General features: G+C 57.0%; 15 protein-coding genes. 7 read left to right on the top strand and 8 right to left on the bottom strand.

Annotation, left to right across the window (positions count from 1 at the left end):
* Positions 1-49 precede the first annotated feature (49 nt).
* Positions 50-1,366: a tetratricopeptide repeat protein gene (locus B2590_RS08950; RefSeq protein ID WP_286811870.1), complete on the top strand. Its 1,317-nt coding sequence runs from the start codon at positions 50-52 to the stop codon at positions 1,364-1,366.
* Between the two features lie 43 nt (positions 1,367-1,409).
* Here the strand turns inward: B2590_RS08950 and B2590_RS08945 are convergent, their stop codons facing one another.
* The gene (locus B2590_RS08945; protein WP_228210594.1) at positions 1,410-1,874 is read right to left on the bottom strand and encodes a DUF302 domain-containing protein; all 465 of its coding nucleotides are present in this window, start codon (positions 1,872-1,874) and stop codon (positions 1,410-1,412) included.
* Between the two features lie 146 nt (positions 1,875-2,020).
* Here B2590_RS08945 and mltF point away from each other — a divergent pair, with 146 nt between their 5' ends.
* Together mltF and B2590_RS08935 are read left to right on the top strand one after the other, a co-directional pair.
* Positions 2,021-3,397 (top strand): membrane-bound lytic murein transglycosylase MltF, encoded by a 1,377-nt coding sequence (gene mltF, locus B2590_RS08940; RefSeq protein WP_269400237.1) that lies wholly within the window; start codon positions 2,021-2,023, stop codon positions 3,395-3,397.
* A 24-nt stretch (positions 3,398-3,421) separates the two neighbouring features.
* A complete protein-coding gene (locus tag B2590_RS08935; RefSeq protein ID WP_269400238.1) occupies positions 3,422-4,489 on the top strand; it encodes a transporter substrate-binding domain-containing protein in 1,068 nt (355 codons plus the stop codon).
* A gap of 21 nt (positions 4,490-4,510) precedes the next feature.
* Here B2590_RS08935 and B2590_RS08930 read toward each other — a convergent pair whose 3' ends face one another.
* The 3 genes from B2590_RS08930 to B2590_RS08920 all read right to left on the bottom strand — a co-directional run bounded on the left by B2590_RS08930 (position 4,511) and on the right by B2590_RS08920 (position 7,839).
* Positions 4,511-5,431: a lysophospholipid acyltransferase family protein gene (locus B2590_RS08930; RefSeq protein WP_036211605.1), complete on the bottom strand. Its 921-nt coding sequence runs from the start codon at positions 5,429-5,431 to the stop codon at positions 4,511-4,513.
* Positions 5,432-5,525: 94 nt separating this feature from the next.
* Entirely contained in the window at positions 5,526-7,052 is a 1,527-nt protein-coding gene (locus B2590_RS08925) for a flavin-containing monooxygenase (RefSeq protein ID WP_151983061.1), read from the bottom strand.
* A 169-nt stretch (positions 7,053-7,221) separates the two neighbouring features.
* Positions 7,222-7,839 (bottom strand): flavin reductase family protein, encoded by a 618-nt coding sequence (locus tag B2590_RS08920; protein ID WP_286811868.1) that lies wholly within the window; start codon positions 7,837-7,839, stop codon positions 7,222-7,224.
* Between the two features lie 200 nt (positions 7,840-8,039).
* Between B2590_RS08920 and B2590_RS08915 the strand changes: the two genes are divergently transcribed.
* Complete coding sequence (locus tag B2590_RS08915) at positions 8,040-8,291, top strand: type II toxin-antitoxin system Phd/YefM family antitoxin (RefSeq protein WP_286811881.1); 252 nt, start codon at positions 8,040-8,042, stop codon at positions 8,289-8,291.
* Positions 8,288-8,542, top strand: a complete 255-nt coding sequence (locus tag B2590_RS08910) for a Txe/YoeB family addiction module toxin (protein WP_008938367.1) — start codon at positions 8,288-8,290, stop codon at positions 8,540-8,542. The genes B2590_RS08915 and B2590_RS08910 overlap by 4 nt, the downstream gene beginning before the upstream one ends.
* An 82-nt stretch (positions 8,543-8,624) precedes the next feature.
* On the opposite strand, the gene B2590_RS08905 is transcribed toward B2590_RS08910, so the two are convergent.
* Complete coding sequence (locus B2590_RS08905; RefSeq protein WP_286811867.1) at positions 8,625-9,047, bottom strand: RidA family protein; 423 nt, start codon at positions 9,045-9,047, stop codon at positions 8,625-8,627.
* Between the two features lie 262 nt (positions 9,048-9,309).
* On the opposite strand from B2590_RS08905, the gene B2590_RS08900 reads away from it, so the two are divergent.
* Positions 9,310-10,200, top strand: coding sequence for a carbohydrate kinase family protein (locus B2590_RS08900; protein ID WP_286811866.1), 891 nt, complete (start codon positions 9,310-9,312; stop codon positions 10,198-10,200).
* Here B2590_RS08900 and B2590_RS08895 read toward each other — a convergent pair.
* Positions 10,173-10,733 carry a TIGR00730 family Rossman fold protein gene (locus B2590_RS08895; protein WP_286811865.1) on the bottom strand — a complete coding sequence of 187 codons (561 nt, stop codon included), beginning with the start codon at positions 10,731-10,733 and terminating at the stop codon, positions 10,173-10,175. The two genes, B2590_RS08900 and B2590_RS08895, sit on opposite strands and share 28 nt — an antisense overlap.
* Positions 10,734-10,845: 112 nt before the next feature.
* Here B2590_RS08895 and B2590_RS08890 point away from each other — a divergent pair, with 112 nt between their 5' ends.
* Complete coding sequence (locus B2590_RS08890; protein WP_286811864.1) at positions 10,846-11,880, top strand: histone deacetylase family protein; 1,035 nt, start codon at positions 10,846-10,848, stop codon at positions 11,878-11,880.
* On the opposite strand, the gene B2590_RS08885 is transcribed toward B2590_RS08890, so the two are convergent.
* Both B2590_RS08885 and B2590_RS08880 read right to left on the bottom strand, forming a co-directional pair.
* Positions 11,875-12,429 (bottom strand): YgjV family protein, encoded by a 555-nt coding sequence (locus B2590_RS08885; protein WP_036211628.1) that lies wholly within the window; start codon positions 12,427-12,429, stop codon positions 11,875-11,877. The two genes, B2590_RS08890 and B2590_RS08885, sit on opposite strands and share 6 nt — an antisense overlap.
* A gap of 45 nt (positions 12,430-12,474) precedes the next feature.
* The gene (locus tag B2590_RS08880) at positions 12,475-12,684 is read right to left on the bottom strand and encodes an acetyltransferase (protein WP_286811863.1); all 210 of its coding nucleotides are present in this window, start codon (positions 12,682-12,684) and stop codon (positions 12,475-12,477) included.
* Positions 12,685-12,712: the final 28 nt, after the last annotated feature.

Genomic DNA, 12,712 nt, shown 5'->3' with positions numbered 1-12,712 from the left:
ATGGCTGTTATACTCTGAGTCCGAGTTCAGACTATTCCGGAGAGAGTATTTGCGCCGTCTTCTGACCATCGCACTGGTGTTGTGTCTCGCGCTGTCAACCGCCCATGCTCAGGAGCATACGACCGAGGCTAAGACGCTCTTCCGTGCGGGTATCCAGGCGTTTAACGCCGGTGACCTGGATGAAGCTCGCCGCTTACTTGAGTCCGCCGTCTCGAAGGGGTTGAGCTCCCGCTCACTCAATTACAACCTGGGCGTTGTCTATTACAAACTCGGGCTTTACGAGGAGGCGGAGCAAACCTTCCGGACCCTTATCCCCACCCGTCAGAAAGCGCTTGCCTACTACAACATCGGGTTGACCGCCCTGGCCCGTGAAAATCAGGACGCCGCAACAAAAGCGTTCCAGAACGTGCTTGCGTCCGATCCTGACGACAACCTGATATCGCTCGCCACCCGTCAACTTGAACGCCTCGATCCAACGATGCATGCTGCCTCACCCAGAAAACGTTGGGCTGGCCTGGTTTCCATCGGGGGTGGCTATGAAGACAACGTTGCGCTGTTCCCGGATACCGCCCCCCGAAAGCTCGACAGCGGCTTTGTGGAAACTCTGGCGGCTGCCTCCTATTACCTCTATGGCGACTCTTCGGCGGGACTGCGTTCGGACATCAAGTTCTATTCGCGTCAGTACCCTTCCGAGCACACGTTTGACCTGCAGGTGATTCAGGCGGGTGCAAAATGGGTTCAGAAAACCGCACCGGGAGTGATCAGCGTAGGCCTTGGCGGCGACTATATATGGCGGGATCGGCGATCAAGGGAACGTCGCGCTCGCCTGATGGCCGGCATAACCACCCTCGACTGCCCAGGCCCCGGCGCGCGATGCCTGGTTAGAGCAGAGGCCACCCAGATTTTTCCGTTACCTGGATTCGATGCCTATCGGGGCCAGATGTACCGGCTTGATGCCCATTACCGTCTCCGGCCCGGGAACTGGACAGCGGAACTCAAATACCGGGCTGACTACAATGACCGGGACAATCTGGATACCGGAGAGGAGTTCTTCAGTGTGTCGCCCGAGCGACATGGCCTTGATGCAGGCATTGAGTACGACCTGACTGACCAACTGAGTGTTGAAGCGGGGGCGGGCTTTCGCTTCAGTTACTATCGTACGCCACACCAACTGATTGTTCCCGAGGGCCGACAAACGATACGTCGTGAAGACAAGCGTCATACACTGTCCGTTGGCACCACATATCGTTTCTCTCGTCGAACATCTCTCAGTCTGGATCTGGACCGTATCGACAACAACAGCAACATCGATCGCTACAGCTACGATCGCCACACCGTCACCGCCAGCCTGGCCGTCGGATTCTGATACCAACCCACGTCCACACGTGACTGCCGGGCATCAGTAAACGTTATTCCGTTGCCGCTTTTGCGAAACCGGCCAGTGCTCCCTCTATCTTTTTGATGACCTGATCACAGCCTTCAATGTCGTGACGCTGTTTCAGATACTCCGGGTCGTTATAGCCTAACCAGACCGTTCCCTCACTGTCTTCCCAGATCAGCGCTTTCTGCGGCAAATCAATCGCCACACTCTGGGCACATTGCATCAGGGGCGTCCCTACCTTCGGGTTGCCAAAAATCACCACCTCGGTTGGGCGTAGTTCCAGCCCCGCCTTGCTGGCCCCCTCCGTGTGGTTAATGCGGTTCATCACCGTCATACCCTTGCTTTTAAGGGTCGAGACCAGCTTGTCCGCCGTCATCGCAACGCTGTAATTACTTTGCGTCGTTACCATTCCATCAGCCCCATCGGCACCGATCGCGGCCAGTGGCAGAATCAGCAAAGCTGCAAGAATCGGGATTCTGGTCCAGACTTTCATTACGCATCTCCTTGGAATATCGAACCACTCCAGCATAGGCCAGTTAACCCGGGCCTGCACAGGCCGCTCAAAATCAAAGTGATACGTTTCCACACAGAGTACGTAGAAACCCTTATAATTTTATAAATCCAAAAAACGAGGTCTTTATGACTCATGCGCTGAAGGGAGCCCTGCTTCCGCTCATTGCCATCATGGCTGGTTGTAGCCAGGGCGAATCTGAAACCGCATCCATCAGTAAAACGGCCGAACAACTCGCGCCGCCGCAAGAGACCGGCGTACTGGAGGTGGCAACTCGCAACGGCGCCACCACCTACTATCTCGACCGCCACCAGAACCCCATTGGCCCAGAGTTCAGCCTGGTGTCACGCTTCGCCGAGAGCAAAGGCTGGACCGTCAACTGGACCATGCACGATTCAACCGCCGAGGTCTTGCAGGCGCTGGAGGCTGGCAACACGCATCTGGCGGCCGCCGGGCTGACCCACCTGCCATCACGGACAGAACGGTTCACACGCGGGCCCGCGCACACCGAAATCACCGAGCAACTGGTGTGTCATCGCGACATGCGACCCATGCCCAGAAAACCGGAAAGCATGCCTGAGGTCAGCATTGCGGTCACCGCCGATTCCAGCTACGTGGAAACTCTGAACAAGCTCGCCAGCAAACACGAAGGTATCACGTTCACCGAAGATGACAGCAGAACGACCGAAGTTCTGCTTTCTGAAGTCGCTGAGCAGGACATCGACTGCACCGTCGCTGACTCCAACATCGTTCAGGTCATGCGCCGCCACTTCCCCCACCTGGAAGTGGCCATGAACCTCACCCAGGGCAATAACCTGGGCTGGTACCTACCAGCCGGTTCCGACGATCTGGCGGGAACCACCCGGGAATGGATGAACAGCACTGACGGTGACGAAGCCATCGGCTATATCGAGAGCCGCTATTACGCGTACATCGGCGAATTCGATTTCGTCGACCTGCGCGCCCTCAACCGCCGGATAGATGAGCGACTTCCCAACTTTATTGATCGCTTCGCCGAAGCAGAAACCACAACCGGCATGCCGGCTGACTTGCTGGCGGCGCTGTCCTATCAGGAGTCCCACTGGGACCCGGCTGCCGTATCACCCACCGGCGTTCGCGGCATCATGATGCTGACCCGGAACACCGCCGAATCCCTTGGCGTAATGGACCGTCTGGACCCCGTGGCGGCCATTGATGGCGGTGCCCGCTACCTGGCGGATCGCCATCGCCGATTACCCGAAACCATTCCTGAGCCAGACCGCACCTTCCTTGCCCTGGCCAGTTACAACATTGGCCGTGGTCACCTGTTGGATGCCCGCCAGCTTGCGCGCGAGCTGGGCAAAAACCCTGACTCCTGGGACGATATGAAAGAAGTCCTGCCACTGAAAGCCGACAAGCGCTACTACCCGAGTACCCGCTACGGCTACGCCCGTGGCTACGAACCAGTACACTATGTACAGCGCATCCGGAACTACCGTGATGTGATCAGCTCAGCGTTTGACTAACTTCCTGACAACACGGACTTACCCATGAAACGATGGATCTCACGGCTTGCCCTGCCCCTCCTGCTGCTGTTTACCAGTCAGGCGGCGGGGCAACCGGAGCCGATCAAAGTCGGCATCACCACTGTCCCGCCCTTTGTCATGGAAACCAACAGCCGCGAATGGGAAGGCATCAGTATCGATCTGTGGCGCCAGGTTGCCGATGGCCTGAACCGGGAATACACATTCGTTCCTCTCTCCTTCAGTGATCTACTGACGCAGGTCGAAAGCGGACAAGTCGACGTGGCGGTGGGCGCTCTCACCATGACCGCCGAACGGGAAGCGGCATTCGACTTCACCCACCCCTTCTACCAGACAGGCCTGTCCATCGCAGTACCTCCGGCGCCGGAGCAGGGGCTGCTCGCCAGCCTTCGCGCGCTGATCAGTTGGCAATTTATGAGCGTGGTTATCGCCCTGGGTGGCTTGCTTCTGGCTGTGGGATTTGTGCTGTGGCTGTTTGAGCGTCGGCGCAATCCGGAGCAGTTTGGTGGCACCGCGGTACAGGGAATAGGAGCGAGCTTCTGGTGGGCGGCTGTGACAATGACCACTGTTGGTTATGGTGACAAGGCTCCGGTGTCGCTGGCGGGCCGAATGGTTGCGTTGGTGTGGATGTTTGCCGGGTTGATCATGGTGGCGAGTTTTACCGCAGCGATTACCTCATCGCTCACCGTCAGCAACCTGCAATATCAGATTCAGGGCCCCGACGACCTCAACCGCGCCAACGTAGCCACCATCGCTAACACCGCCAGCGAGCAGTATCTGCAAGATCAGCGCATTCGGCACCAACTCTATCCAGACCTGACCAGCGCCATGCTCTCAGTCGCCAATGGTGAAACCGATGCCGTGGTCTACGACAGGGCCCTGCTGCAATACCGCAACCTGCAACTGGGGGACAAGAGGTTGACCCTGCTGCCCGGTATTTTCCAGCAGCAACTCTATGGGTTGGCCCTGCCGTCCGAAAGTCCATTGCGTGGGCCGGTGTCCGAGCAGATTCTTGAGGTCACGGAATCATCAGGCTGGAAGGACATTGTCCGGCGCTACCTGGGCCGCGAGTAATCCTGAAAACAGCCCGAGGCATCAATAGACCTTGGCACACCCCTCGGGCCGGGTTTTGAAGCGCTTGTGCAGCCATAGGTACTGGTCTGGCTGTTCACGAACGGTGTCTTCGATGTAACGACTCCAGGTTTCCGTATCGCTCTGTTTGCAGACACCAAATCCCTCCTGGATTGGCGAGAATATCACCCGGTAACGACCATCAGGCATCCGCAGATGGCTCACACAGATGACTGAGGCACCGGACACGCGAGCAATGTAGCTGGGTGAGGTAATACACCCGGCCTCGGTGCCAAAAAACGGCACAAACAGCTCGGTTTTCTTGCCAAAGTCCTGATCGCAGGCAAACCAGACTTCCCCGCCTTTTTTGAGGAACGACACCAACGGCCTCAACTCACGCTTGGTGAACGGGCGGATACCGAAGTGACGCCGGCGACCGTTTTCAATCATCCGGTCAATCACCGGATTATTGTTGGGGCGGTACATATACCCCGGTTTCTTCAGGTGACAGGCAATCAGCGGAAGCGCAAAGTCGAAAATACTGTAGTGTCCGCCGATTAACAGCACACCTTTACCTCTGGCCTGGGCTTCTCGCAGGTGCTCCAGCCCCTGAACCTCGGCGCCCTCGCAAAAACCCGACATATCCCGCCACCAGGCGTGAATACTTTCCAGGAAACCACGGGTACAGGCCACAAAGTTATCCCGCACCAATCGCTCACGAGCGGCGTCATCAAGCTCCGGAAAACAGGTCGCAATATTGGTATTGGCCACCTTGGCCCGTGACGTCAGCTTGCCTTCCAGAAAACAGCCCAGCCGCCGGCCAAAACGCTGTTTGGCCGACATTGGCAGCAGGGCAAGCAGATAAAGCGTGAAGACCAGAAGCCACGAAGGCCAGAGAACCGGATGCCACAACGGCATATTCTTCTTATTTTTACGGCCGGACATACATCATTGCCTGTTCAAAAACGGGCAATGAGACTGCCATATTTTGCGGCAGATTTGTAGTTGCATTCATCAATGATCGAGCTGTGTCACACCTTCAAGAGCCAAACAGCGCTGAACGCAACGGCCTCATGAAACCGCGTTTCGGTTTGGTTTGCTGAACCGGCCGGCGACCATCGAACTCCAGGTAACCATCCTCGATAGGCTCAAACCTGAGGGTTTTCACATCCTCCAGATAGTTCTGGCTGACCTTCCAGGGGCCATGGGTTCCCTGCCTTGGCAACTTGTCGTCAGCCCGGCGGATATAACCGGAATCCAGGCCGCCCATCATGGTGTCTCCGGCGCGACTGTCGCCGGTGTCACGGGGTATACAGACGCTCTGCCCCTTGCTGTCCATATGATTGAACAGGCGGCACAGGTATTCAGCCGCGATATCGGCTTTCAGGGTCCAGGAGATGTTGGTGTACCCGAAAATCATGCCGGCGTTGGGTACGCCCTCCACCATTACGTTCTTGTAGATCACCTTGTCCCGCAGCGTGACCGGATGACCATCCACCACCAGGTCCATGCCACCCAGCATCTGGATATCCAGCCCCGTCGCCGGAATGATGATGTCAGCCTCCAGTTCCTTGCCGGATTTCAGCAGAATACCGTTCTTGGTAAAGCGTTCGATATGGTCCGTCTCCACCGACGCCTTGCCCGCCTTGATAGACTCAAACAGATCACCGTCCTTCACCACACACAGGCGCTGATCCCAGGGGTTGTAGCTGGGTGAGAAATGGCGCATATCGACCTTGCCATCCAGTTGCCGGCGTACCATGGCCAGGAACAACCGCCGCATGGCCTTGGGGTTCTTGCGGGAACGATTGAACAGCAGCCGTGCAATGCTGACGTTACGGGCACGGGTCAGCCGATAGGCGACATTGGCGGGCAGAACCTTCTGAAGGCCCAGCGCCACGGCGTCCCGGGATGGCAGCGGCATCAGATAGGTGGGCGAACGCTGCAACATGGTTATGTGAGCGGTTTTCTCCGCCATCGTTGGCACCAGGGTGATGGCCGTGGCACCACTGCCAATCACCACCACACGTTTGCCGGTATAGTCCAGGTCCTCAGGCCAGTGCTGCGGATGCACTATCTGGCCGCCAAAATCGGCCTCGCCAGGGAAGTCAGGCTTATAGCCGGCATCGTAGTTGTAATACCCTGTACAGCCCACCAGAAAGCTGGCGGTAAAGGTAACGGTTTCGCCGGTGGCTTCCTTGCGGGCCGTCAGTGTCCAGCACTTGTCTGCGCCTGACCACTCAGCGGAAACAACCGCCAGGCCATACTGGATATGCTGTTCAACGTTGTTTTCCCTGGCTGTATCGTGAACGTACTGCTTGATCGACGGGCCATCCGCCAACACCTTGCCCCCGGTCCAGGGGCGGAAGTTGTAGCCAAAGGTATACATGTCGGAATCGGAACGGATACCCGGGTAGCGGAACAGATCCCAGGTGCCTCCAAGGGACTCACGGCGCTCAATGATGGTGAAAGACTTACCCGGGCACTCTCGTTTGAGGTGACAGGCCATGCCAATGCCGGAAACGCCGGCGCCGACAATCAGTACGTCTACATGTTGTTCGCTCATAACCACCCTGTCGGCATTTGCCGTTGTTTTATCAACATTTCAGCGCGGATCACACGCCAACAGGATGAGAATAGCCCAGGAGGGAAAACGCCGAAATTGGCCCCATGCGATGAATTCGGCGCCGTTTCGGTCAGTTCTGTCAGCTCGTTTGAGCCTGTTGCAGTCTGCCTCAGTCCGGGCGCGGCACGTTGAGAATATCGCCCAGGGTGCCGTATTCGCTGCCACCCAGCCGCGAAATAGGGTCGATGCCTTTGGCATCAATAACGTAACGCCCCTGATCGTTAATGCTGGCAACCTGATCGTCCACAAACACCTTCTTGATATTGCCAAACACCAGCGACTGCGGCGTGTCACCCATTTCAATGACCTCTCGCAACTCGCAGTAAAACGCCACCAGGCACCCCTCGACCCGGGGCATCGGCCAGCCTTCTTCCTGCACCAACTTCATATCCAGTCGGTCCAGTTCAGACTGGCCGTGGTCCAGATGGCGGGACGACTCCGTCATGGCCTGAGCCTGGCTGCGGCTCCCAATGTGCACCACAAACTGCTTACGAGCCTCAATATTCACTCGAGTGTCTTTGAAGCTGCTGTCGCTGGGTTTCTTGCCCACAGATACCATCAGGATCGGCGGTTTACCGGTAACCACGGTAAAGAACGAATAGGGCGCCAGGTTGTAGTCATCTCCAGGGTTCTGCGACAACACCCACGCCACCGGCCGCGGGATTACGGTCTGGGTCAGGATCGGGTGGATGTGCTTTGCTTCGATCGACTCGAGGTCTATAAGCATTCGTGTTTCCTTCATGCAGTGAAAAGTAGGGAAAGGAGCCTACCGTAAATGGAGACAATGACTGACACTTATAGCGTCCGGCTCACGCGCCGGTTTGGAGCCGCGAAACGGCGGAAAACCGGTCGCTGCGCAGCCGATTGTTAAATCCTTAGTTGTACGGTATCCTGAACATGAACAATATTCTGTACAGGATCAGCCTTATGGATGCCATCAGCTACACAGCCGCTAGAACCAATCTAGCAAAAACCATGGAGCAGGTCTGTGAAGACCATTCTCCGGTGGTTATCACCCGGAGCAAGTCACAATCCGTGGTGATGATATCTCTTGAGGACTATGAAGCGTTGCAAGAGACCGCGTACCTTCTGCGCGCACCCAAAAACACTCGACGTTTGCTGGAATCTGTTGCCGAGCTGGAGCAAGGCGGTGGTCAGGAAAAGGAACTTCTTGAATGAAACTCATCTTCTCCGAGAACGCTTGGGAAGACTATCTGTACTGGCAGAAAACCGACAAAAAAATCCTGAACCGAATCAACAAGCTTATCAAGGAGACCAAACGAGAACCATTCGAGGGAGTGGGCAAACCGGAACCCCTCAAACACAGCCTCGCTGGTTACTGGTCCCGACGAATTAACGAAGAACACCGCATCGTTTACAAGGTCACGGATGACGCCTTGCTCATTGCCCAGCTCCGGTACCACTACTGATTTAACGCATTTGTTTAGGGGCATGATCAGCGCAGCTTTGCTGCATTCAACTGCATGCGTTTGTTATACCGATCTGCTCCGGTCATTTCTTTGGCCCGACTGTTTCAGGCTCTGTTCCGTCCGACACAACTGCATCTGCTTCAAATTCAACCAACCACTCAGGATTCACAAATCGTGACACCTGCACGATGGTGTCTACTGGCTTGATGTCTTTGAAATACTCTGCGCGTACATCAATTACCTTTTCCCAGTCTTCAATATTGGTAAGCATTACTCGCGTTCGGACAACATCCTCCATTCTAGATCCCGCGTTTTCTAATGCTTCTTTGATGATTTCGAGGCACCGTCTAGCCTGTGCGGCAGGGTCTCCGATGCTGACAGTTTTTCCTTCCGAATCGACAGGTGCCGTTCCGCCGACAGAAATATAAGGGCCGACTCTCACAGCGCGACAAAATCCAACAATCGATTCCATCGGATTGCCGTTCGATACCAATACTCGTTTCATCTCATCGCCTCATAGGGAAATCTTGGATAGCGGTGCATCGCAATGGTGCTGCGGCCACACAAATTCAGTGGTGCTTACCCATGACGAAGCGATGCAAGTTATTGATCAGCTCAATGAGTCGGTCAGGCTTATCGCGGCGGCAAGGGAGGCCAAAGATCGCACCACGCTGCTGGCTGATCGTTCAGGGGCGTAGTCGTGGGGAGGAGCCTGACCAGTTTTACACCCGGTAAGCTGAACGGATCTTCCTGCAGAGACCAGCTCCATGAAAAACTCCATCGTGATTATCGGTGGTGCATCACTGGATACCATCGTCCAGTTGGATGCCCTGCCAACGCCAACACCGCAAACACTGTGGCCCAGGCACAGTTACAAAGCCGTCGGCAGCACCGGTGCCGGCAAAACGCTGAATCTGGCAGCTTTGGGGCATCCGGTTGTCCTCCATACCCTGCTGGGAAAGGATACTGAAGCCGATCGGGTGCGCCACGCACTGGCAAAACCCGGCATCGAGCTGCTTGCAGAAATCACCGACACGCCGACAGAGCAGCACGTGAACCTGATGGACCCTCACGGTGGCCGGATTTCCCTGTTTGTACAGCCACCGGCTGATCCAGCTGTCGTTGACTGGGTACCGGTGGCCGCCGCAATCTCCGACTGTACGTTGGTGGTGATCAATATACTGGGCTACACCAAGCCGGCGATGACACTGGCAAAAAACGCCAACAAGCCCATCTGGACGGACCTTCACGACTACGACGGCCGTAACCCCCACCATCAGCCGTTTATTGAGTCCGCCAGCGTGATTTTCCTGTCCAGTGACAACCTGCCGGACTATCGCGGGTTTATGGAAAGGATGATCGGCGATGGTAAGGAATTGGTAGTATGCACTCACGGCAGTGACGGCGCCACGCTGTTGAGCCGAGACGGGCAATGGGTTGAACAACCGGCTTTTCAGGTTCGCCAGGTGCAGGATACCAATGGAGCAGGTGATGCATTCTTCAGTGGCTTTCTGTGCGGCTACCTGCGCGGTGAAAACCTGCAAACCTGCCTTCGACTCGGGGCCGCCTGCGGTGCACTCTGCGTATCTTCGCGCTCATTGGCGGCGGAAAACCTGAGCCTACAGCAGCTTCACGACCATTTGCGGGACGGCAGCTGATAGTTTTTCAGCGCCGTTACCAGATCCACTGGCTGGTCCGCCACGATGACCATCTCGGCGTACTCCGGTTTCAGGAAGCCGGCGCCCGACATCTTGCGGATGAAAGCCAGCAAATCATCGTAGTAGCCATCGACGTTGTAGAAGGCACACGGCTTGCTGTGGTACCCAAGCTGGCCCCAGGTCCAGGCCTCGAAGATTTCATCCATGGTGCCTGGCCCACCGGGCAAAGCCACGAACGCATCGGCCATGTCTGCCATCAGCGCTTTGCGCTCATGCATCGAGCCAACCACATCCAGCCGGGTCAGCCCCTGGTGGGCGAGCTCACGATCACGTAAAGACTCGGGGATCACCCCGTACACCTGACCGCCGCCAGCAAGCACCGCATCGGCCACCACCCCCATCAGTCCCACCTTGCCACCGCCGAACACAAGATCCATACCCTGGCTGGCCATGTACTGTCCGAACACTTCGGCGGCTTCAGCAAAACCTACATCATTGCCCCGGCTGGAGCCACAGAAGACAGCGATTTTCATGACGGCATCCTGTAACAGGTTCGTTGTTTGGTTAGATGGGTAATATACTGTCAGATATCGGCCAGGGACCGCCAGCGAACGACACTTTGCAACCAACACTGAATCGTTTTCCATGAAGACCGTTTTTTCCCCACTGCACAACCGCCGTACCGCCACAACTGAGCTGGACGGTGGCATGCTTATCGCGCCCCACGAGAAGCCCTCCCGGGCGGAAACCATACTGAGCCGGGTCAAACAGGAACAACTGGGAGACGTCCTTCCGCCAGAAGACTTCGGCCTGGAACCGATTCTGCGCGTGCACACCCCGGATTACGTGAACTTCCTTCAAATCTGCTGGGAGGATTGGGAAGCCGAGAACAAACCCGGCGAGGCCATTCCCGCCGTCTGGCCGGGCCGGGGTATGCGGGAAAGGGTACCCAAAGACATCGACGGCCGCCTGGGCTACTACAGCTTTGCCGCCGAGACCTCGATCACCGAGGGTACCTGGGATGCTGCCTGCGCCTCAGCAAACGTAGCGCTGACCGCACAGTCACTGGTGGCCAACGGAGACCCTGCCGCGTTTGCACTATGCCGCCCACCCGGGCATCACGCCCATGCCGACCTGTTCGGAGGCTACTGCTTTTTCAATAACGCGGCTATTTCCGCCCAGGCATTTCGAGACCAGGGCGCCAAACGCGTGGCGATATTGGATGTCGACTTCCATCATGGCAACGGTACCCAGGCCATTTTCTACCAGCGCAGCGACGTCCTGACCATCAGCCTGCACGGCGACCCAGACCTGGTGTTCCCTCATTTTCTCGGGTTTGAGGATGAAACCGGCGAAGGCGACGGCAACGGCTATAACCAGAACTTGGTGTATCCACCCGGCACGCCCTTCAAGGTCTGGCGCGAAGGGCTGGAAACCGCGTGTCAGCGCATTACGGAATACCAGCCCGAAGCACTGGTGATCGCCCTGGGAGTAGACACCTTCGAGGACGATCCGATTTCCTTCTTCAAGCTGACGTCCGCAGACTACCTGTCGATGGGGGAGCGGCTGGCGAAACTGAACCTGCCCACCCTGTTCACCATGGAAGGAGGCTACGATGTGGATGCCATTGGCGTGAATGTGGTGAACGTACTGAAGGGTTTTGAACGCGGCCGGCTATGAGTCCGGCTCGTTCAGTTTGGCGAAGGCCTCCGGATAACGGCGCTTCATTCTCGCCAGGCGGAAGATGGTGATGAAATTGGTCACCACCACCATACCCTCTGCCAGCGTGCCACCGACAGAGCCAATCAGCAGGTTGTTCAACATCCAGCAGATCGCAGCAGCGGCCAGCGTCAGCCGCATGGGAATGCCGCGCAGCATGAACATACCGACGGTACCGAACATGGCCGCGCCAATGGCGAAGAAATCGACGGGCGTCCGCCAGGTCAGAGCCGCTGCCAGCAGGTTTACCGCGAGCACCGCCAGCATGACTTTCCAGTTGCCCAGATATCGCCGGGCCAGCACGATGCGGCCGATCACCAGCAAACTCAGCACCGCCGCCGTCCAACTGCCGAACAGGGCAAACTGAAGGGCAAAGGCCACATTCGCGGAGATCAGCAGCACCATCAAACGGTCATCCCGCTTGCTGGCAAAGCCGACAATGCAGAAGCCCAGTGCAATCAGGCTGACCGCCTGGCCCGCCATCTCTGTCAGGCTCATTCCCTCAAACATCGCGGGCAGCCCGACCTGGCATTTGATGGCTGCGGTTAACCCGGATCACCGCCTGCGGTAATCCGGGTCCGTCCAGCACTGCGGCAGGGATTCCCCGGAGGGGAAATTCAGGCCGGCCTTGTCGAAAAACTCCGGGTCCTGGGCTTCTTCACCAAAATGCAGACTGCCCTTCACGGTGGACTCGTTAGGATCAAACAGCGTTCTGGTATCCAACACCTCGATCATGTGTCCGGTCGATTTTTCGGCGAGAAACATAAAGCCCTCCCGGGTTTCCCCTGATGAT

The sequence above is a fragment of the Marinobacter sp. UBA3604 genome, assembly GCF_002375325.1.
Taxonomy (GTDB): Bacteria; Pseudomonadota; Gammaproteobacteria; order Pseudomonadales; family Oleiphilaceae; genus Marinobacter; species Marinobacter salarius.
The sequence above is the reverse complement of the archived record's forward strand: the minus strand, read 5'-3'. Positions and strand labels throughout refer to the sequence as shown.